The following is a 20,402-nucleotide window of genomic DNA, read 5'->3' as shown; positions in this document are numbered from 1 at the left end:
GAAAGGCATCTTCGCACAGCCCCATCAGGCACGCAGATGCGGCGGCTTGCTGGGCATCATCCACCCGCCACACGCCCGCGCTATGCTGCGCGCCTGCCGTCCGATCCTGCCGCGATGAAGCTCGCCATCCTGTCCCGCAACAGTTCCCTGTATTCCACCCGCCGGCTGGTCGAGGCGGCACGCACGCGTGGCCATACCGTTCGCATCCTCGACCCGCTGCGCTGCTACATGCGCATCGCCGCCGATGGTTTTTCGATGCACTACAAGGGCCGGCCGATGACCGGCGTGGACATGGTCATCCCGCGCATCGGTGCCTCGATCACCCGCTATGGCACCGCCGTGCTGCGGCAGTTCGAGCTGATGGGCGCACGCACCCCAAACCCCTCCGACGCGATCCTGCGTTCGCGCGACAAACTGCGTGCGCACCAGCTGCTGGCCGCCAAGGGCATCGACATGCCTGTCACCGTGTTCGGTGACAACCCGGATGACACCGTCGACCTGTTGTCCATGCTCGGCCCGCCGCCCCACGTGGTGAAGCTCAACGAGGGCACCCAGGGGCGGGGCGTGATCCTCACCGAAAAGGCCAGCGCATCGCGCGGTATCGTCGAGGCCCTGCGCGGGCTGTATGCCAATTTCCTGATGCAGGAGTTCATCGGTGAGGCCAAGGGCGCCGACCTGCGCTGCTTCGTGGTGGGCGACCAGGTGGTGGCCTCGATGCAACGCCAGGCGCCGGAAGGCGACTTCCGCTCCAACCTGCATGCCGGTGGCACTGCGGTGGCGGCCAAGGCCAGCCGCGCCGAACAGCAGGTGGCGGTGCGTTCGGCCAAGGCGCTGGGCCTGTCGGTGTGCGGGGTGGATCTGATCCGCTCCGCGCGCGGCCCGCTGGTGCTGGAGGTCAACTCCACGCCGGGGCTGGAGGGGATCGAAGCCGCCTGCGGGGTAGATGTGGCCACGCGCATCATCGAGCACGTCGAGAAGCTGAAAAAGCCATGACAAATCAATATTTTGAGATTCTCATGGGCAAATGAGGCCGGCTTTAACATGCCTTTAATCGGCGCCGGCGTAGCCTTCAGCGAACCGCAGCTCTGCCTCTCAGCAGGATCGGTATCGGGATACGACTTCAGACCCAGGCGGGCCACCGCCTGGGTCTTTTTTATACCTGCCGGAAGTCCCTTGTGGAGGCCGCGTGACGGCCGTAGAGTGGCCATCGTTCCTGGATGGATCCGGAGGCTGGCGATGTACCGCATCACGATGATCGCGTTGTTGCTGGGGTTGTCTGGCACTGTCTCCGCCAAGCCGGAGAAGACCGCCATACAGATGGACGGGCAGGCACCGGTGGCCGAGCAGGTCCGGCGGGTTGAAAGGGCCCTTGATGATGGCGAGTACAGCGAGATTTCCGCTGACGACCGCGCCCAGGTGCAGCAGGCACTGGCGCGCATCACCCAGCGCATGGGGGACCACAGCACGCTTCAGGAGCTCCCGCCGCAGGTCCAGGCAGAGGTCTTCAACGACCAGGAGCGGATCAACACCGTTCTTGTCCGCGCCCACGAAGACAGCCGCCAGATCTGCCAGCACACCCGCACCACGGGCAGCAACATGCCCAAGAGCCGCTGCCTGACGGTGGCCGAGCGCCGCCGGATCGAGGAAAAGGGCAAGGCCCTGCTCAACGACCAGCGCACCTTCAACAATCTCACGCCTCCCAGTAACCGCTAGCCGGGCCGATTTCCGCCCGAGCGACCGGCACTTGCTCGCGTGAAGGCGGTGCGAATACAGTCAACCCTCAACTCAAACAAGGATTCGTTTGTCATGAAGTCCCTCCTGATGTCGGCGGTCCTGGTCTCGGGCCTGACCCTGGCCACCGCCGCCTCCGCATCCAGCCAGGCCGGTGAGGTCTTTATTCCGGGCAAGCCGCTGCAGCAGCAGATCGAGCGCATCGAAATCGAACTCAACGATGGCGAGACCTACAGCGAGCTGAAACAGGCCGACCGCAGCCGCGTGCGCGAGGCGCTGGTGCGCATGCGTACGGCCGTCGAGCAGCATCCCGACCGCGATTCCATGCCTGAACAGGTACGAACCGATGTCTTCAACGATCAGCAGATCGTGAACACGGTTTTGACACAGGCCCGTGAAGATAGTCGTCTAATATGCCAACGTGAAAAGGCCACGGGTTCGAACCGGTCCACGACGCAGTGCACGACCGTAGCCGAGCGCGCGCGACGGAAGGACAAGGCACAGCGTGATATGGGCCAGGCCCAGCGCGTCGGCAAATTCGTCAATTAGAGGTGACAGTGAGAATCCTGGTAATCGAAGACAACAGCGACATTGCGGCCAACCTGGGCGACTACCTGGAGGACCGGGGCCACACCGTGGACTTCGCGGCTGACGGGGTTACCGGTCTGCATCTGGCCGTGGTGCACGAGTTCGACGCGATCGTGCTGGATCTCAACCTGCCAGGCATGGACGGCATCGAGGTCTGCCGCAAGCTGCGCAACGAAGCACGCAAGCAGACCCCGGTACTGATGCTCACCGCCCGCGACTCGCTGGACAACAAGCTGGCCGGCTTCGATTCCGGCGCGGACGACTACCTGATCAAGCCGTTCGCGCTGCAGGAAGTGGAAGTGCGTCTGAACGCCCTGTCGCGACGCGGCAAGGGCGTGCAGACCCGCGTGCTGGAAACCGGCGATCTGGAATACAACCTGGATACGCTGGAAGTGCGCCGCCAGGGCAAGCTGCTGCAGCTCAACCCGACTGCACTGAAGATCCTGCAGGCGCTGATGGAAGCGGCCCCGGCCGTGGTGACCCGCCAGGAACTGGAAACCCGCGTGTGGGGCGAAGAACTGCCCGATTCGGATTCCCTGCGCGTGCACATCCACGGCCTGCGTGCGGTGGTCGACAAGCCGTTTGAAGTGCCGCTGATCCAGACCCGCCATGGCATCGGATACCGCATCGCCACCCCGGAAGCCTGATTCGGTGGCAAGCAAGGGGGAGCGCCGGCGCACGCCGTATCGGCGGCGCCTGCGCAGCCGCATCATCGTTTCGTTCGTGTTGTTGGGCTTCTGCCTGACAACGCTGTTCGCGTTCGCCACCAACTGGGCCCGCCTGCGCGTGGAAAACCAGCTGGTGGAAGAGCTGATGAACCGCAACATCGACGAGTATGCGCGCCGCTATTACGAGCACCCCGGGCATAACCCGGATGCACCGGTGCTGCAGATCAGGGCTTATGCCTATTCGAAGGACAAGTTCGACCGGGTGCGCGAAGAACGCGCGCAGTGGGCGGGCTTCTCCGATGGCATCCACAGCGTCAGCGGTGATGAGCACGGCGAGCCGTACTCCTACAAGCTGGCCGTGCGCAAGACGCCGGACGCCTGGTTCTTCCTCGCCTATGACATGACCGACAGCGTGCGCGGCGGCAAGCAGCTCAACCGCGCGCTGGTGCTGTCGGTGCTGGTGTTCAGCCTGCTGTCACTGGTGCTGGGCTGGTGGTCGGCCTCGAAGGTGATGAAGCCGGTATCGGACCTGGCCGCACGGTTGCGCGCCTACCGTGGTGGTACCAGTGACCCTGAGCCGCTGGCGCCGCGTTTCCCCGATGACGAAGTGGGGCAGCTGGCACAGGCACTGGACGACTATTCCTCGCGGCTGACCGAAGTTGTGCAGCGCGACCGTGAGTTCAATGCCGACGTCAGCCATGAGCTGCGCACGCCGCTGGCGGTGATCCGGGGTGCCACCGAGCTGCTGCTGACCCGGCCCGGCCTGGACGAAAAGGTGCTGCAGCGCCTGCAGCGCATCCAGCGTGCCGAACAGCAGTGCAGCGATCTGATCGGCGCGTTGCTGCTGCTGTCGCGCAACGAACGCGGTCAGGGCACCAGCAACGTGGCCCGCGTAGCCGAGCAGCTGCTGGACGCGCACCGTGCGCAGCTGGGTGGCAAGCCGCTGGAGCTGGTGCTCGAAGGTGAGCGCAACCTGGTGATCGATGCGCCCGAGGCGGCGCTGTCGGTGGCACTGGGCAACCTGATCGGCAATGCGGTGAAGTACTCGCAGGACGGCGAGGTGCGCGTGTTCGTCGGCGCCAATTCGGTCTCGGTGACCGACAGTGGCCCGGGCCTGAGCGAGGAAGATGCCGCCAAGCTGTTCCAGCGTGGCTACCGCGGCACGCATGCTGGCCATTCGCAGGGCGGCGGCATCGGCTTGTCGATCGTCAGCCGCCTGTGCGATCTGTACGGCTGGCAGGTGAGCGTGCGCCCCGGTGGCGAGCGTGGCGTGATCGCCACCCTGACGTTCTCGCCGAAGCCGTTGTAAGGGCCCCTGCTTTGGTGGGTGCCGACCTTGGTCGGCACGGACCCTGCCGACCTTGCATCGCGCTCTGTGTCGCTTGTGCCACTGAATTACCCTCGCGCGATGATCAGGCATCAGGCCCAACGCGACACCACCGTGATCGCTGCCGCGCCCCGCGCGTGTTCCAGTGCACGCATTGGCATGCCCGCACCGTACTTGGGAATTTCCTTACAGATTGCCGTGCGCGGCGATGGCCTGATGACCTGGCCGGGGCAGGTGCCTTGGCCGGGATTGGCGTCCTGAAAAAAACCAACAAATCAAAAGCTCCGGATGTGCTCTAGCTCATCATGGAAAATGCATCGTCTGCCCTGGCTTTGGCGGACGGTGCGTGGGGATTCGCCAGAATCCGCTGGAGTCTTTTTCCTTCGCTTTTGAGTTGTTGGGTCTCCGGTACGCCAACCCGCACCGTCCGCCACCTTGCATCTGCAGGTGGCCTGCCGACTGCGAGGAGCTCCACCATGTCCACCCGCCCGCTGTTCCCCCAGCTGCACGCCCTGATCGGCGATGCGGCCCACCTGCTGCCTGCCGGCGTCGCCGAGCGTGTCGAAGTGCTGCTGGATGACCCCAAGGACCTGCTGCCCGCCCTGCTGGCGCGCATGGATGGCCGCGACGCCGCCGACGGCCAGCGGCTGGACGTGCAGGGGGCCAGCCCGGCGCAGGCCGCCACGATGGCCGGCCTCAGCCGCACGCTTGCCGGTCTGAACACCCTGATCCAGCTGTTGCACGCCGCCGAAATCGCGCGGGAGCAGGGCGGTGCCCGTCAGCAACTCAATCCCGATGTCGTCGACGGCCTGCTGCTCGGCGCGCGCGAACTGGCCCGCTACGCCCGCCTGCAGCTGGAGTAGATCCGCGCCACGCGTGGATGCAGAGCGTTTTGTAGAGCCGAGCCGATGCTCGGCTTGATGGTCGCAGCCGAGCATCGGCTCGGCTCTACAGCAGATCCCCCGATCCATACCATGCGTGGATGCACTTCGGTAGCGCGGGCCGCTGGCCGGCAACCTGGCCTCACCCCCCGGCCAACTTCAGATACCGCGCGTGCAGCTGTTCCACCTGCACCTGCAGGTCCTCCGGCTGCCCATCATTGACCACCACGTCATCGGCCAGCGCCAACCGCTGCGCGCGGCTGGCCTGCGCAGCAATCATCCGGTCGGCCAGCGCAGCATCAATGCCATCGCGCTGCATCAGCCGGGCATGCTGCACGGCCTCCGGCGCGTCCACCAGCAGCACCCGGTCCAGCCATGGGTAGGCCTTCCGCCCACCCACCTCGGTCAGCAGCGGAATGGCGGCAACCGCATAGGGGCTCTCAGCCTGCTCGCACTGCTGCTGCATCAGCAGGCGGATAGCCGGGTGGGTGATCGCTTCCAGCGCCGTCCGTTCGGCCGGGTCGGCGAACACGTGGGCGCGCAGGCGCCCCCGGTCCAGGCTGCCATCGGCCAGCAGCATGTCGGCGCCGAAGCGCTCGGCAATGCGTGCCAGCGCCGGGCTGCCGGCGGCCACCACGGCGCGTGCGGCCAGATCGGCGTCGGCCACCACGATGCCCAGCGCCTCGAAGCGCCGGGTCACTTCGCTCTTGCCGGAGGCGATGCCTCCGGTCAGGCCAACTACATAGCGGCTCATGGGGACTCCCCTCAGCGCAGCCCGCTCATCATCAGGTACTGATCCACCAGCGGTGCGCCCCACATGAAGTACAGCCAGCCGGCGATGGCCAGATACGGCCCGAAGGGAATGGGCGTGGCGCGGTCACGGCCCCGGCTGTACAGCCAGATCGAGCCGATGATGGCGCCCAGCACCGACGACAGCAGGATGATCGGCAGAATGCCCTTCAGCCCGCACCAGGCGCCGAGCGCGGCCAGCAGCTTGAAATCACCGTGGCCCATGCCTTCCTTGCCGGTCAGCTGCTTGAACAGCCACCAGACCATCCACAGCGACAGGTAGCCCACCGCCGCGCCGACCAATGCAGGCTTTGCCGGCATGTACAGGTTGTCGATGTTGCCTATCAGGCCCAGCCACATCAGTGGCAGGGTCAACTGATCGGGCAGCAGCTGGGTGCGCAGGTCGATGCCGGACAGGGCGATCAGGAAGCAGGTCAGCACGATGGCGCCGAAGCCCTGCCAGCCGAAGCCGAACTGCCAGACGCAAGCCAGCACCAGCACCGAGGTCAGCGCCTCCACCAGCGGGTACTGCAGCGAGATCGGTGCCTTGCAGTGGCGGCACTTGCCGCCCTGGATGATCCAGCTGAACAGCGGGATGTTCTCGTACCAGCTCAGCTTGTGCTTGCAGTGCGGGCAGTGCGACGGCTCGACCACGATCCCCGGTGGGGGTGGCTCATAGAAGTCCGGTTCCTCCAGGACTTCGCGCGCATCGCGCTTCCACTGCCACTCCAGCCGCTTGGGCAGGCGCAGGATGACCACGTTCAGGAAACTGCCCAGCAGCAGTCCCAGGGCGGCCGCGGCGGGGTAGCCGAGGCCAGGGTGCTGGTCGAGAAATGCCATTGATACCTTTAGCCGACGACGGCGCCGAGTTTGAAGATGGGCAGGTACATCGCGATGACCAAGCCACCGACAATGGTACCAATGAACACCATGATCATCGGTTCCAGCAGGCTGCTCAAGGCATCCACGGCATTGTTCACTTCCTGCTCGTAGTATTCAGCCACCTTGAACAGCATGGCATCCAGGGCGCCGGCCTCTTCGCCGATGCCGGTCATCTGGATGACCATGTGCGGGAACAGGTTTAGCTGCTTCATGGCCATGTTGACCGGATAGCCGACCGAGACGTCGTCGCGCATCCGCAGCACCCCCTCGCCATAGACCTTGTTGCCGGTGGCGCCGGCCACGATGCCCAAGGCCTCTACCAGCGGCACGCCGGCCTTGAAGGTCACCGCCGTGGTCCGGGCGAAACGGGCGATGGCGCTGTTATGCATGATCTGCCCGATTACCGGCACCTTCAGCACCAGCCGGTCGACCGTGTGCTGCATCTTCTCCGAGCGCCGGTAGGTCATGGCGATGGCGACCACCGATCCGATCAGGACGATGGCCATCAGCCACCACCAGGACACCATGAACCGGGACAGGTTGACCACCATCTGGGTGAAGGCCGGGAGGTCGGCACCAAAGCTCTTGAAGACCTCCTCGAACTGCGGCACCACCCAGACCAGCAGGATGGTGCTTACCAGGAAGGCCACCACCAGAACCATGGCCGGGTAGAAAAGGGCCTTCTTGATCTTGCCCTTCAACGCCTCGATGTTCTCTTTATAGGTGGCGATGGTATCCAGCACCGTTTCCAGTACACCGGCACTTTCACCAGCCCGTACCAGGTTGCGGTAGAGCTCGTCGAACTGGACAGGGTGGCGGCTGATCGCTTCGTGCAGCGATGAGCCGCCTTCGATGTCGGCGCGAACTGCGTCCACCATCTTCTTCATGCGCGGGTTCTTGTGCCCGCTGCCAATGATCTCCAGCGCCGAGACAATCGGCACGCCGGATTTCATCATCGTGGCCATCTGCCGGCTGAAGAAGGCGATGTCCTTGGCATTCACCGGCTTGCCGGCCGCGCCGAACAGCGGCTTCGGCTTCGGCTTGACCTGACCGGGGTTGATCCCCTGCTTGCGTAGTTCGGCGCGCAGCAGATTGGCGTTCTTCGCCAACTGCTCGCCCTTCATCTTGATACCCCGCTTGTCGGTCCCCTCCCAGACAAACGGCTGCAGCTCCATGGTGCTACGCGCCACGGGCTCTTTCTTGATCGCACTGCGACTGACAGACATGTTGGCTCCCCAAGGCCCGCCATCCCCAGGCGGGCATCCTGACCGGCGATGGTAGCCGGTTCAGGGCCGTCCGGGGAGCCTGCTGGCGTGACGCCGCGCAGGGTTTTCGACCTGGCGAGACGAAAGGTGACGTACCGCGTCACATTGCCGCGTCCATCGCAGATTCGCTTCTGGGGGGTTCCCATCCGCGAAATTGCTGCCATCATTGGCGCGGGGAAATCGGGGAGACGCTGCCATGGGAGATTGGCACGTAACCTGCGTTGATCCACCCGCGGGGACGGGCAGCCTGCTCATCCGGTCATCTGGCCGGCCGGCAGCCACCCCCGACATCAACCACCACTTATCTTGGGGATGTACCACCATGAAGAACCAGAAGGGCTTCACCCTGATCGAACTGATGATCGTCGTTGCGATCATCGCCATCCTGGCCGCCATCGCGCTGCCGGCTTACAGCGACTACACCAAGAAGGCCAAGGTCTCGGAAGTGATCCTGGCTGCCTCCGCCGTGCGTACGGCTGTGTCCGAGTACGCTGCGGGTAACGGCGCCCTGCCGCCGAGCTCTTGGACCCCGGAAGCACAGGAGTCTGATTACGTCTCGGGTGTGACTTGGGATGGTAGCAAGATCACTGCGACGTCGACTGTTAATGGTGCGACCGGCACCGTGACCCTGACTGCAACCCTGAAGTCCAACCAGCAGGTCACGTGGGTTTGTGGCGGTACCGTTGACAAGAAGTACCGTCCGGGCACCTGCCAGGGCTAATCGCCTCTGATTGACCTGTGGCATGAACGGGGGGGCTTTTGGCCTCCCCGTTTTCGTTTTGGGGGAGTGTGACCGCTTACAGCTGCATCTGATGTGTGTGGTCGTGCAGTTGTGGTCCCAGGGAGTTATATGTACTACGTCGTGTCCTTCCTGTGGTGGGGCCTCTGGTTAGGAGGCCAGTTCGCGCTCGTGTTCGAGCGCCAATCCGAGCTGATCAGTGGTCTGCCGCGGGTTGGTGGCGACGGTTTGGCCGCCTTCCCAGTGGAGCAAGCACTGGCAGGCACTGCTTCATACTTTGGGGTGATGCTGCTGTTGCACGTTGCTCTGGCCTGGGCCAGCGCAGACGCCTTTAAAACGGTATTGCTCCCCTGTTTGAGACCGAGACAACGGCTTCTGACTCTGCTCGCTCAACTGCTGCTGATGACATTGGCATTGTCATTTGCAGGAGCTTGGCTCTATCCGCAGTCGGCTATGGGTGACGTGTTGGGCCTCGCGCTGCTGCAACCAAGTACGCGAGTTATTGCAATTGCCCTGCTGTTTGCCAGCGTGGCCATATTGCTGATCTGGGTTTATGTGATCTGTCGTCGTTCCCGCCCAACGCGGGTCGTACTAGCATTGATTGCAGTCGCGTTGGTGCTGCCGGGCGCGGGGCTTTGGTTCAGCGTGCCGCGCTCGGCCTCGGTACAAGCGCCAGATGTGATCATCATTGGCATAGACTCGCTGCGTCCAGACCACCTTCAGCGCAATCATGCGCCGTTCCGGGTGATGCCCCAAGTGGAGGCGCTGCTGGATCGTTCTGTGGTATTCGACGACGCGCTGAGCACGCAGCCCCACACCTCGCCTGCTACGACTAGCGTACTGACCGGTCAGTGGCCGGCGCACAGTGGCGCACGCGGCAATCTGTTCCCCGCCAGCAATTCGATAGCCTCCGCAAGCATGGCACACGCTTTTGCTGCGGCTGGTTACGAGACCATGTTCGCGATGGATGAAACGCGATTCGCGAACATCGATCAGGTCTATGGATTCCAGCGGATACTGTCGCCAGGCATGGGAGTCAGCGAGATGCTGCTCGGCGTGCTTGGCGACAACGTGCTTAGCAATCTGCTAATGGCTGCGCCGGTTTCTCGAGCGCTAACTCCGAATGTGTACGGTAACCGAGCACATGTGTCGGTATATAGACCGGAGGCCTTCAGTCGGCGTTTAACTGACGGAGTACAGCGAGCACCGGCCAATAAGCCACTGTTCCTGTACGTACACTTCTGCATGGCGCATTGGCCCTACCAGTTTGGTCGTCTAGGTGACGACGATCGATTCGAGGATCTGCCCACGGGCGAGTATGCCGATGCCAATCCGCAGTATCTGCGTGGGTTGGCTACCGCTGATCAGCAAGTGGCTCAACTGCTGGACGGTCTTCGGCGCAATGGTCGACTGAATAACGCCATCGTGGTGGTGATGTCTGACCACGGCGAAGATTTCGATTTGCGAAAGGATCTGTGGCCGGATGGTGAAATCCAAGTGCCTGGCGGTATCGTCAATGGACATGGAGGGTCAGCTATTCGTGCGCCGCAGACGTCTGTGCTGCTGGCTTTCACGCGTTTCGGCGAAGGAAGCTTCGTGCCGACAGTGCGTCATGACCCGGCCAGTTTGGTGGATGTTGCGCCGACGGTGCTGAAGGCTGCCGGCGTGGCAGACCACGTGCTGCGAGACGGGCGTGACCTGCTGACGCCGAATCAAATCCCAATGAACAACCGCATCAGATTCGTGGAGTCATCTTACTTCCCCGGTTCGCTGCGCAAGTCCGAGATTAACGAAGGGGCAGTGCTACGCGAGATGGCATCGATGTATCGAATCACCTCGGCTGGGCGAGTGGAGGTGAAGCCGCAGTGGATGGCCTACCAGATTAGCCACCGGCAGCGTGCTGCCTATCTGGGCAATTGGGTGCTAATGGCTGCGGAGACCCCAGACGATGGCTTGTTGGTGATCGATCGGACGGCCCGTCGCGGCTGGCGCATGCAAGACGCACCACCGCAGGCACCATTGAAGGAGTTGCATGAAGCTTGGTGCGAGCACTGGAAGATGGACGATGCTGGCCGTTTGTTCTGCCATTCAGCTCCGGCCGTGAAGAGCATTTCTGCGGTTACGGCAGTACCAGTGTTGTAGGGTTACCATGCCTGCGGACGCAATGGGCTAGGTCTTGCAACAGCACGTCTAACCGAAACACGTCGTCTAAACCCTTGTTTGGAAACCAGCATGAACGCAGCAGCCACCCCCAACCTCGTCGGCATCACCGGCCTGGCCCGCCGTCTGGTCCAGGACGGTGCCCTGGATGAGGCCTCCGCCCGCGATGCGATGGCCAAGGCCGCTGCGGCACGCCAGCCGCTGCCCACTTGGTTCGCGCAGAACAAGCTGGTGAGTGCCTCGCAGCTCGCCGCCGCCAACGCGGTCGAGTTCGGCATGCCTTTGTTCGACGTGTCCACGTTCGACGCCAGCCAGAACGCCATGAGCCTGGTCAGCGAGGAGCTGCTGCGCAAGCACAACGTGCTGCCGCTGTTCAAACGCGGCGGCAAGCTGTTCGTGGGTACCAGCAATCCGACCCATGCGCTGGACGAGATCAAGTTCCATACCAACCTGGTGGTGGAACCGATCCTGGTCGATGAGGACCAGATCCGCCGCACGCTGGAACAGTGGCACGCCAGCCATGACACCATCGGCGACGCGCTGGGCGGCGACGACGAGGGCATGGCCAACCTCGATGTCGGCCTGGGCGACGACGAAGGCGCGGGCACCGACGCCGGCATCGACGCCAAGGGCGACGACACCCCGGTAGTGAAGTTCGTCAACAAGGTACTGGTCGATGCGATCCGCAAGGGGGCCTCGGACATCCACTTCGAGCCCTACGAAGACGATTACCGCGTGCGCCTGCGCATCGACGGCCTGCTGAAGATGGTGGCGCGCGCGCCGGTTAAGTTGAACCAGCGCATTGCCGCGCGCCTGAAGGTGATGGCGCAGCTGGACATCGCCGAAAAGCGCGTGCCGCAGGACGGGCGCATCAAGCTCAACCTGTCCAAGACCAAGCAGATCGATTTCCGCGTCAGCACGCTGCCGACCCTGTTCGGTGAAAAGGTGGTGCTGCGTATCCTGGATGGCAGCGCGGCCAAGCTGGGCATCGACAAACTGGGCTACGAGCCGGACCAGCAGAAGCTGTTCCTGGATGCGATCCACAAGCCTTACGGCATGGTGCTGGTGACCGGCCCCACCGGTTCGGGCAAGACCGTTTCGCTGTATACCGCGCTGGGCATCCTCAACGACGAGACGCGCAACATTTCCACCGCCGAAGACCCGGTGGAAATCCGCCTGCCCGGCGTCAACCAGGTGCAGCAGAACAACAAGCGCGGCATGACCTTCGCCGCAGCGCTGCGCTCGTTCCTGCGACAGGATCCGGACATCATCATGGTCGGCGAAATCCGCGACCTGGAGACGGCCGAGATTGCGATCAAGGCGGCGCAGACCGGCCACATGGTGCTGTCCACGCTGCATACCAACGATGCGCCGCAGACCATTGCTCGTCTGATGAACATGGGCATCGCGCCGTACAACATCACCAGCTCGGTGACGCTGGTGATCGCGCAGCGCCTGGCACGCCGGTTGTGCCCGAACTGCAAGCGCCCGGCGAACCTGCCGGAGCACGCGCTGCTGGCCGAGGGCTTCACCCAGGCGCGGCTGGATGCGGGTATCCAGTTGTATGAGGCGGTGGGCTGCGATGAGTGTACCGAGGGCTACAAGGGCCGAACGGGTATCTATCAGGTGATGCCGATGACCGATGAGATCGCCACCATCGTGCTGGCCGGTGGCAATGCACTGCAGATTGCAGAGGCGGCGCAGCAGATCGGGGTGAACGACCTGCGGCAGTCTGCGTTGAAGAAGGCTGCGGCCGGGATCACCAGCCTGGCGGAGATCAATCGCGTTACCAAGGATTGAGGTAGAGCCGAGCCCATGCTCGGCTGAGGTACCGAAGAGCAGCCGAGCGTGGGCTCGGCTCTACAGTAGATCCACGCCATGCGTGGATGATCGGCCACGGATCCCATAGTAGTTCCACGCCATGCGTGGATGGCGCGGACCCGACCACCGCGCAGCCGGGCATGGGCTCGGCTCTACTCCATCCCCAGCTTCTTCAGCTTGTAGCGCAGCGCGCGGAAGGTAATCCCCAACTGCGCAGCCGTGCGGGTCTTGTTCCAGCGGTTCTCCTCCAGCGCACGCTGGATGGCGCTGCGCTCCAACTGTTCGATATAGGAGGGCAGGGCGGCACCGCCCGGCTGCAGGTCGGCCACGGCTTCGGCGGGGGCCGCGCTGCCGGGCGTGCGTGGGGCGTGCTGCGGCAGGCGCAGGTCATCGGCGCCGATGCGGTCTTCTTCAGCCAGTGCCAGCGCGCGTTCCAGGATGTTCTCCAGCTCGCGCACATTGCCCGGGAATGCATAGTGGGCCAGCGCTTCCAGCGCCGACGGCGCCAGCAGCGGGGTGGCGCGGCCGTGGCTGCGGGCCAGCCGCGCCAGCACGGCGGCCGCCAGCTCCGGCAGGTCCTGGCGGCGCTCGCGCAGTGGCGGCACCTTCAACTCGATCACGTTGATGCGGTAGTACAGATCGTGGCGGAAGCGCCCGTCCTCGACCAGCTCGGCCAGGTCCTTGTGGGTGGCCGAGAGGATGCGTACGTCCACCGGTTCCTCGTTGGCCGCACCGACCGCACGCACCGACTTTTCCTGGATGGCGCGCAGCAGTTTCACCTGCATCTGCAGCGGCAGCTCGGCCACTTCGTCCAGGAACAGGGTGCCGCCGTGCGCGGCCTGGAACAGGCCGGGCTTGTCGGCATGCGCGCCGCTGAAGCTGCCTTTGCGGTGACCGAAGAATTCGCTTTCCATCAGCTCGCCGGGAATGGCGCCGCAGTTGACCGGCACGAACGGCCCGGCCGCGCGCGCGCCCTGGGCGTGGATGGTGCGAGCAACCAGTTCCTTGCCAACTCCGGATTCACCGAGGATGTAGACCGGCGCCTGGCTGCGCGCGACCTTGCTGATGGTGGTGCGCAGTACGTCCATGGCCGGCGAAGCGCCGAGCAGGCGTGCTGCCTGTTCGGTGGCGGGGCCGGGCGCAGGGCGCTCGCTGTTGTTGAGTTCCAGCGCGTGCTTGACCAGGCCACGCAGTACCGAGATGTCCACCGGCTTGCTGACGAAGTCGAAGGCACCGGCCTTCAGCGCTTCCACGGCCAGGTCCATGCTGCCGAACGCGGTGATCATCGCCACCGGCGTGCGCGGGTAGTGCTGGGCGATCTCGCTGACCAGCTCGATACCGTTGCCATCCGGAAGCCGCATGTCGGTGATGCACAGATCGTACGGATTGCTGGCCAGCAGCTCGCGGGCTTCGGCCAGGTTGGCGGCGGTACTGATGCGCAGGCCCATGCGGCCAAGGGTCAGTACCAGCAGTTCGCGGATGTCGCGTTCATCGTCGACGACGAGGGCGCTGCGGGTTTCGTTCATGGGCGTGAAAGATAAACGAGGGGGCTGGAAGCGACAAATGTTTGACGCACAGATCTGCAATCAGGTGGGCAGCAAGGTGTGGGGGCCGGGCAGCACCAAACGGAAGCAGGAGCCGCCGGCGGGCACGGGAATGTAGTCCAGGCGTGCCTGGTTGGCCCGGCACAACTCGCGGGCGATATACAGGCCCAGCCCGGTGCCGTGCTCGGAGGTGGTGAAGAACGGACGGAACAGCTGCGCGGCCACGCTCTCGGGAATGCCCGGGCCACGGTCCATCACGTCGATCACCGCGCTGCGCTCGTGCTGGGCCACGCGCAGGCGCACCCGCGCCGGCTGCTGGCCGATGCGGCCGTACTTCAATGCGTTGTGCACCAGCACGGTGAGCACCTGGTACAGGTGCTTGGCGTCGACCTGCGCCATCACCGCCGTATCGCTGATGATCGGTTCGATGCTGTCGGTTTCCAGCGTCTGGCCTTGTTTGTACTCCAGCACGAAGCGGCGCACGAAGGCGACCAGGTCGACGTTCTCGGGCGTGGCGCGTTCGCGCCGTGCCAGCCCCAGCACGCTTTCGACGATGCCATTGGTGCGCTGGCATTGCTGGCGGATGATCTGCAGCAGGCGGCGGTCGCTTTCGTTGAAGCCGGTGCCTTCTTCCAGCAGCTGCACGGCATAGTTGATCGCCGCCAGCGGGTTGCGGATTTCATGGGCGAGGCTGGCCGAGAAGCGGCCCATGGCCGACAGGGTGAGCGATTCGGCGCGCCGCGAGACCACGCTGGAATCGTCCAGGAACACCAGGGCCAGCTCGCTGCCCGCCAGCAGGCGGGCGAAGCGCGGTTGCACTTCCGGCTGGTCGGGGTTGAGCTGCAGCGGCAGTTCGTCCTGCGCCCAGCCGTTGCGCCAGCGCTGCAGGCGGCGCGCCAGTTCCGGCGCGGCACTGGCCAGATCCAGGCGTCCTGTCTCACCGATGCCGTCATTGTCACCGAGCAGCATCGAGGCCGCTTCATTGGCCAGGGTGATGCGGTTGTCGGCGTCTACCACCAGCACGCCAGTGCGCATGCGGCGGATGATCAGTTCGTTGATCTGGAACAGGTTGGCTACTTCGTCGCCGCGCTGGTTGGCCAGCTGCTGGTTGCGGCGTGCGCGGCTGCCCACCTGGTAGCTGATGAAGGCCAGCGCCAGGTAGCTGGTGGCGAACATGGCCAGCTCGGCCAGCGTGCGGGTGGGATCGCCGCCTTCCAGCACTTTCCACAGGTATTCGGTACCGGTGGCCAGGCTGGCCGCGACTGCCAGGCCCAGCCCCCAGCTCAGCGGCAGCAGGGTGGCGGCCGCGGCGATGTTGAACAGCAGCGACATCGAGATGCCGGCGCTGGCGCCGGGCAGGGCGTGCGCCAGCAGGGTGGCGGCGATGATATCCACCAGCACGCTGGTGACCACGATGGGGCGCAGCCAGCGTTCGTTGCGGCCGATCGCCAGGGCCAGCAGCGACAGCACCAGATAGATGGCCGCAACGGTATCGGCCAGGCGCGGGTGGTGGGCCTCGCCGACCATGCCGGACAGGGGGCTGTAGAGCAGGCCGGCGATGACTGCGGCGATCAGCACCCGGTACAGCGCGAAGAAGTACAGCTCACGCCGCGGAATCGATTCGATGCGGTCGATCAATGAAGCACTGGGTGACACGCCGGAACTCCCCTTCTGGCTGCCTGGGTCTGGAATCTGCGGCGGGCCTGCCTGGCATCCCCTGAGGCCGGGCGGGCACGTCGCGTCGATGTAGTGTCGAGCGTGCTCGAGAGGGCCAGTATAGGGCCCCTGCGCTGGCGCCGCGGGACCGCCCCGCATCGCGCATTTGGCCCGCCGCGGAGACCGGAGGCCAGCGCCAGGGCGGGCGCAACTGCCTGAATGACCGCGAAAATCCGCCCGCGTCTGGCGTTTTGTACAGACTTCTTTGCGCCCCGGCGCCGGCTCGGCCACAATAGTGGGCCCGCCGCGGTCCGTGCCGGTGCCTCTTCCAGGGGCCCTGAGGAATTGCGTGCGGTCGTTCCTATTCCCACGGTGACGCATGAATTTCCACGAATACCAGGCAAAACAACTGCTTGCCGAATACGGCATCCCGGTCCCGGCCGGCAAGGTCGCGGCGACCCCGGACGAGGCGGTTGAAGTCGCCCAGTCGCTGGGCCAGGGCCCCTGGATGGTCAAGGCGCAGATCCACGCTGGCGGCCGCGGCAAGGCTGGCGGCGTCAAGTTCTGCAAGACCGTCGATGATGTGAAGGCCGCAGCGGCCAAGATGCTCGGCACCAAGATGGCCACCTACCAGACCGCCGGCGTCGAGCTGCCGATCAACCTGGTGCTGGTGACCACCGCCGGTGAGATCGTCAAGGAGCTGTACCTGTCGGTCCTGGTGGATCGCGGCACCCGCACCATCAGCTACATCGCCTCTTCCGAAGGCGGCATGGAAATCGAGCAGGTCGCTGCCGAGACCCCGGACAAGATCCACACCCTGAACGTGGACTTCGTCGAGGGCGTGCAGGGTTACCACGGCCGTGACATCGGCTTCAAGATGGGCCTGACCGCCAAGCAGGCCGGCCAGTTCGCCAACATCATGGTGAACCTGTACCGCATCTTCAACGAAAAGGACCTGGCGCTGGTTGAGATCAACCCGCTGGCCATCCTGGACGATGGCAACCTGTACGCGCTGGACGGCAAGTTCAACAGCGACGACAACGCCAACTTCCGCCACAAGGAACTGGTCGCGATGCGCGACAAGTCCCAGGAAGATGAAACCGAAGTGACCGCTTCGGAGCTGGACATCAACTACGTCACCATGGACGGCAACATCGGCTGCATGGTGAACGGTGCCGGCCTGGCCATGGCCACCATGGACGTCATCAAGCTCAACGGCGGCGAGCCGGCGAACTTCCTGGACGTGGGCGGCGGTGCGAACAAGCAGCGCGTCATCGAAGCGTTCAAGCTGATCCTGTCCTCGGACAAGGTCGAAGGCATCTTCGTCAACATCTTCGGCGGCATCGTCCGCTGCGACATGATTGCCGAAGGCATCATCGCCGCCGTGAAGGAAGTGGGCGTCAAGGTTCCGGTCGTGGTGCGCCTGGAAGGCACCAACGTGGAAGAAGGCAAGCAGCTGCTGCGTGACAGCGGCATGGCCATCATCCCGGCTGACAACATCAACGACGGCGCCAAGAAGGTCGTTGAAGCGGTCAAGAACGCCGCCTGATCCACGACACCGAAGGAAATTCCCATGTCTGTTTTGATTAACAAGAACACCAAGGTGATCGTGCAGGGCTTCACCGGCCAGCAGGGCACCTTCCACGCCACTCAGATGATCGAGTACGGCACCCAGGTTGTTGGCGGCGTGACCCCGGGCAAGGGTGGCACCACCCACATCGACCTGCCGGTCTTCAACACCGTTGCCGACGCCGTGCAGAGCACCGGCGCCAACGCGTCGGTCATCTACGTGCCGCCGCCGTTCGCGGCCGATGCGATCCTGGAAGCCGCTGCTGCCGGCATCAAGGTCATCGTCTGCATCACCGAAGGCATCCCGGTGCTGGACATGCTGCGCGTCAAGAACGTGCTGACCCGTTCCTACCCGGACACCGTCCTGATCGGTCCGAACTGCCCGGGTGTCATCACCCCGGGTGAGTGCAAGATCGGCATCATGCCGGGCCACATCCACAAGCCGGGCAAGATCGGCATCGTGTCGCGTTCGGGCACCCTGACCTATGAAGCGGTCAAGCAGACCACCGAAGTCGGCCTGGGCCAGTCCACCTGCATCGGCATCGGTGGCGACCCGATCAATGGCCTGAACTTCGTCGACTGCCTGAAGCTGTTCAACGAAGACCCGCAGACCGAAGGCATCATCATGGTCGGCGAAATCGGCGGTGACGCCGAGGAAGCCGGTGCCGAGTACATCAAGAACCACGTGAAGAAGCCGGTCGTCGGTTTCATCGCCGGTGCGTCGGCTCCGGCCGGCAAGCGCATGGGCCACGCCGGTGCGATCGCCTCGGGCGGCAAGGGCACTGCCGAAGGCAAGTTCGCCGCCATGGAAGCTGCTGGCGTCGTCACCGTCCGTTCGCCGGGCGACCTGGGCGCTGCCATCGCCAAGCTGGTGAAGTAAGAACGACTGCCTCTGGCAGCCGATTCTGTAGAGCCGAGCCCACGCTCGGCTTGCTTTGGAAAAGCCGCCCTCGGGCGGCTTTTCTGCGTCTGGCGGCCGCCTGGTCGGCCCATCCACGCATGGCGTGGATCTACTGAGCCAGGGCTGTCCACGCAGTGAACGCCCCCGGCGCGCGCACGACGCGGCGCTACAATGGGCGCATTGCAACCACAGGCTGGATTCCCATGGCTTCGATCCGCATCGCGATGGCGCAGTTCGATTTCCCGGTCGGCGATGTCGCCGGCAACACCGAGCGCATCATCGAGATGATCGGACAGGCGCGCGACGAGTATGGCGCCGAGCTGGTGATGTTCCCCGAGCTGGCAGTGAGCGGTTATCCGCCGGAGGACCTGCTGCTGCGTCCCGGCTTCCTGTACGAATGCGAGCAGGCGATGGGCCGTATCGCTGCTGCCTGCCGTGGCATCACCGCCGTGGTCGGCTGGCCGCAGGCGGCTGGTGCGGTGGTCTACAACGCCGCCAGCGTGCTGCGCGATGGCCTGCTGGAGCAGACCTACCGCAAGCGCGAGCTGCCCAACTACGCGGTGTTCGACGAGCGTCGCTACTTCGATGTCGATCCGGACGGCGGCAGCTGTGTGTTCGAGGTCAATGGCATTCCGGTGGGTTTGCTGATCTGCGAGGACCTTTGGTTCGCCGAGCCGCTGGCCGACACCGTGCGCGCGGGGGCGCAACTGGTGGTAGTGCCCAATGCCTCGCCGTACGAGCGGGGCAAGCACGCCCAGCGCGACGCGGTGCTGGCCGCACGCACCCGCGAGAGCGGGGCGGCCATCGCCTATCTCAACGTGGTCGGTGGCCAGGATGCGCTGGTGTTCGACGGCGCGTCGGTGGTGGCCGATGGTGACGGCACGGTACACCCGGCTGCCGCTGCCTTCGTCGACCAGTGGCTGGTGGTGGAGTACGACGGTGAGACCCGCCGCTTCATGCCGCACGTGTGGATGGACGATGGCGACGAGAGCATGGACGCGCTGGCCTGGCGTGCCGTGACCCGTGGCATCCAGGACTACTGCCGCAAGAACGGCTTCAAGAAGGTGTGGCTGGGGCTGTCCGGTGGCATTGATTCGGCGCTGGTACTGGCGCTGGCGGTCGACGCGCTCGGCGCTGGGAACGTTACCGCCGTGCGCCTGCCGTCGCGCTATACCGCCGGCATGTCCAACGACCTGGCCGCCGAGCAGTGCCAGGCACTGGGCGTGAAGCTGGAAGCGGTCTCGATCGAGCCGGCGTTCAAGGGCCTGATGGAATCGCTGGCGCCGATGTTCGAAGGCACCGCGCCGGACGTGACCGAAGAGAACCTGCAGTCGCGCAGCCGCGGGGTGATCCTGATGGCACTGGCCAACAAGTTCGGCGGCCTGTTGCTGACCACCGGCAACAAGAGCGAGTACGCCGTCGGCTACGCCACCATCTACGGCGACATGTGCGGTGGCTATGCGCCGTTGAAGGACCTGTACAAGACCGAGGTGTTCGGCCTGTCCAAATGGCGCAATACCGTGGGCGGCGCGCCGGTGATTCCGCCGGCGGTGATCAGCCGCCCGCCATCGGCCGAGCTGCGCGAGAACCAGCTGGACCAGGATTCGCTGCCGGCCTATGACGTGCTGGACGGCATCCTGTACCGCTACATCGACCAGGAACAGTCGCGCACGGAGATCGTGGCCGCCGGCTACGACGCGGCCGTGGTTGACCGCGTGCTGCGCCTGGTGCGCATCAGCGAGTGGAAGCGGCACCAGGCCGCGCCGGGGCCGAAGGTGTCGCGCCGGGCGTTCGGTCGCGAGCGTCGCTACCCGATCAGCAACGGCTACAAGGGCTGAGGCAACGGTGGGTGGGCAGTGCCGGTCGCTGGCCCGCAACCCG

At 64.7% G+C, this 20,402-nt stretch carries 17 protein-coding genes; 12 read left to right on the top strand and 5 right to left on the bottom strand.

Going from position 1 to position 20,402, the window contains the following annotated elements; all coding sequences use genetic code 11:
- The first annotated feature begins 114 nt into the window (after positions 1-114).
- The 6 genes from rimK (at position 115) to AC5P8J_RS09005 (ending at position 5,177) form a co-directional block, all read left to right on the top strand.
- Positions 115-993, top strand: coding sequence for a 30S ribosomal protein S6--L-glutamate ligase (gene rimK / locus AC5P8J_RS09030; protein ID WP_026347043.1), 879 nt, complete (start codon positions 115-117; stop codon positions 991-993).
- A 243-nt stretch (positions 994-1,236) separates the two neighbouring features.
- Positions 1,237-1,713, top strand: a complete 477-nt coding sequence (locus AC5P8J_RS09025; RefSeq protein ID WP_019660178.1) for a hypothetical protein — start codon at positions 1,237-1,239, stop codon at positions 1,711-1,713.
- A 93-nt stretch (positions 1,714-1,806) separates the two neighbouring features.
- Positions 1,807-2,280 carry a hypothetical protein gene (locus AC5P8J_RS09020; RefSeq protein WP_021201975.1) on the top strand — a complete coding sequence of 158 codons (474 nt, stop codon included), beginning with the start codon at positions 1,807-1,809 and terminating at the stop codon, positions 2,278-2,280.
- Between the two features lie 8 nt (positions 2,281-2,288).
- On the top strand, positions 2,289-2,966 hold the full coding sequence (locus tag AC5P8J_RS09015) for a response regulator transcription factor (protein WP_005410804.1): 678 nt from the start codon (positions 2,289-2,291) through the stop codon (positions 2,964-2,966).
- On the top strand, positions 2,929-4,296 hold the full coding sequence (locus AC5P8J_RS09010) for a sensor histidine kinase (protein ID WP_031269244.1): 1,368 nt from the start codon (positions 2,929-2,931) through the stop codon (positions 4,294-4,296). Before AC5P8J_RS09015 ends, AC5P8J_RS09010 begins: the two co-directional genes overlap by 38 nt.
- A 494-nt stretch (positions 4,297-4,790) precedes the next feature.
- On the top strand, positions 4,791-5,177 hold the full coding sequence (locus AC5P8J_RS09005; protein WP_134731285.1) for a hypothetical protein: 387 nt from the start codon (positions 4,791-4,793) through the stop codon (positions 5,175-5,177).
- Positions 5,178-5,337: 160 nt separating this feature from the next.
- On the opposite strand, the gene coaE is transcribed toward AC5P8J_RS09005, so the two are convergent.
- From coaE to AC5P8J_RS08990, 3 genes are read right to left on the bottom strand one after another with little or no spacing between them, the layout of a single operon-like run.
- Positions 5,338-5,949, bottom strand: coding sequence for a dephospho-CoA kinase (coaE, locus tag AC5P8J_RS09000; protein WP_019660174.1), 612 nt, complete (start codon positions 5,947-5,949; stop codon positions 5,338-5,340).
- Positions 5,950-5,960: 11 nt separating this feature from the next.
- Positions 5,961-6,824, bottom strand: coding sequence for a prepilin peptidase (locus AC5P8J_RS08995; RefSeq protein ID WP_021204211.1), 864 nt, complete (start codon positions 6,822-6,824; stop codon positions 5,961-5,963).
- Between the two features lie 8 nt (positions 6,825-6,832).
- Complete coding sequence (locus AC5P8J_RS08990; RefSeq protein WP_134731287.1) at positions 6,833-8,092, bottom strand: type II secretion system F family protein; 1,260 nt, start codon at positions 8,090-8,092, stop codon at positions 6,833-6,835.
- A gap of 361 nt (positions 8,093-8,453) precedes the next feature.
- Between AC5P8J_RS08990 and AC5P8J_RS08985 the strand changes: the two genes are divergently transcribed.
- The 3 genes from AC5P8J_RS08985 to pilB all read left to right on the top strand — a co-directional run bounded on the left by AC5P8J_RS08985 (position 8,454) and on the right by pilB (position 12,830).
- Complete coding sequence (locus tag AC5P8J_RS08985; protein ID WP_134731289.1) at positions 8,454-8,852, top strand: pilin; 399 nt, start codon at positions 8,454-8,456, stop codon at positions 8,850-8,852.
- Between the two features lie 129 nt (positions 8,853-8,981).
- Positions 8,982-11,012, top strand: coding sequence for a sulfatase-like hydrolase/transferase (locus AC5P8J_RS08980; RefSeq protein ID WP_494533837.1), 2,031 nt, complete (start codon positions 8,982-8,984; stop codon positions 11,010-11,012).
- Positions 11,013-11,102: 90 nt separating this feature from the next.
- A complete protein-coding gene (gene pilB / locus AC5P8J_RS08975) occupies positions 11,103-12,830 on the top strand; it encodes a type IV pilus assembly protein (protein WP_494533836.1) in 1,728 nt (575 codons plus the stop codon).
- 173 nt (positions 12,831-13,003) lie between these two features.
- Here the strand turns inward: pilB and AC5P8J_RS08970 are convergent, their stop codons facing one another.
- Positions 13,004-14,377 carry a sigma-54-dependent transcriptional regulator gene (locus AC5P8J_RS08970; RefSeq protein ID WP_134731295.1) on the bottom strand — a complete coding sequence of 458 codons (1,374 nt, stop codon included), beginning with the start codon at positions 14,375-14,377 and terminating at the stop codon, positions 13,004-13,006.
- A gap of 60 nt (positions 14,378-14,437) precedes the next feature.
- Positions 14,438-16,051, bottom strand: coding sequence for a sensor histidine kinase (locus tag AC5P8J_RS08965; protein WP_021204205.1), 1,614 nt, complete (start codon positions 16,049-16,051; stop codon positions 14,438-14,440).
- 379 nt (positions 16,052-16,430) lie between these two features.
- Here AC5P8J_RS08965 and sucC point away from each other — a divergent pair, with 379 nt between their 5' ends.
- From sucC to AC5P8J_RS08950, 3 genes are all read left to right on the top strand, one after another.
- Positions 16,431-17,600: an ADP-forming succinate--CoA ligase subunit beta gene (gene sucC, locus AC5P8J_RS08960; protein WP_005418614.1), complete on the top strand. Its 1,170-nt coding sequence runs from the start codon at positions 16,431-16,433 to the stop codon at positions 17,598-17,600.
- A 24-nt stretch (positions 17,601-17,624) separates the two neighbouring features.
- The gene (gene sucD, locus AC5P8J_RS08955; protein ID WP_005418610.1) at positions 17,625-18,500 is read left to right on the top strand and encodes a succinate--CoA ligase subunit alpha; all 876 of its coding nucleotides are present in this window, start codon (positions 17,625-17,627) and stop codon (positions 18,498-18,500) included.
- A 224-nt stretch (positions 18,501-18,724) separates the two neighbouring features.
- Positions 18,725-20,359, top strand: a complete 1,635-nt coding sequence (locus AC5P8J_RS08950) for an NAD+ synthase (RefSeq protein ID WP_021204204.1) — start codon at positions 18,725-18,727, stop codon at positions 20,357-20,359.
- Positions 20,360-20,402 lie beyond the last annotated feature (43 nt).

The organism is Stenotrophomonas sp. YJH_SMC_37 (genome assembly GCF_059370035.1).
This window is presented reverse-complemented; position numbering and strand designations above follow the sequence as displayed.

Coding starts and splice junctions, on each gene's coding strand:
- coaE (WP_019660174.1), bottom strand. CDS start 5,949: ATGAGCCGCTATGTAGTTGGCCTGACCGGAGGCATCGCCTCCGGCAAG.
- AC5P8J_RS08970 (WP_134731295.1), bottom strand. CDS start 14,377: ATGAACGAAACCCGCAGCGCCCTCGTCGTCGACGATGAACGCGACATC.
- AC5P8J_RS09025 (WP_019660178.1), top strand. CDS start 1,237: ATGTACCGCATCACGATGATCGCGTTGTTGCTGGGGTTGTCTGGCACT.
- AC5P8J_RS08950 (WP_021204204.1), top strand. CDS start 18,725: ATGGCTTCGATCCGCATCGCGATGGCGCAGTTCGATTTCCCGGTCGGC.
- sucD (WP_005418610.1), top strand. CDS start 17,625: ATGTCTGTTTTGATTAACAAGAACACCAAGGTGATCGTGCAGGGCTTC.
- AC5P8J_RS09020 (WP_021201975.1), top strand. CDS start 1,807: ATGAAGTCCCTCCTGATGTCGGCGGTCCTGGTCTCGGGCCTGACCCTG.
- AC5P8J_RS08980 (WP_494533837.1), top strand. CDS start 8,982: ATGTACTACGTCGTGTCCTTCCTGTGGTGGGGCCTCTGGTTAGGAGGC.
- AC5P8J_RS09005 (WP_134731285.1), top strand. CDS start 4,791: ATGTCCACCCGCCCGCTGTTCCCCCAGCTGCACGCCCTGATCGGCGAT.
- rimK (WP_026347043.1), top strand. CDS start 115: ATGAAGCTCGCCATCCTGTCCCGCAACAGTTCCCTGTATTCCACCCGC.
- AC5P8J_RS09010 (WP_031269244.1), top strand. CDS start 2,929: ATGGCATCGGATACCGCATCGCCACCCCGGAAGCCTGATTCGGTGGCA.
- pilB (WP_494533836.1), top strand. CDS start 11,103: ATGAACGCAGCAGCCACCCCCAACCTCGTCGGCATCACCGGCCTGGCC.
- AC5P8J_RS08985 (WP_134731289.1), top strand. CDS start 8,454: ATGAAGAACCAGAAGGGCTTCACCCTGATCGAACTGATGATCGTCGTT.
- AC5P8J_RS08995 (WP_021204211.1), bottom strand. CDS start 6,824: ATGGCATTTCTCGACCAGCACCCTGGCCTCGGCTACCCCGCCGCGGCC.
- sucC (WP_005418614.1), top strand. CDS start 16,431: ATGAATTTCCACGAATACCAGGCAAAACAACTGCTTGCCGAATACGGC.
- AC5P8J_RS08990 (WP_134731287.1), bottom strand. CDS start 8,092: ATGTCTGTCAGTCGCAGTGCGATCAAGAAAGAGCCCGTGGCGCGTAGC.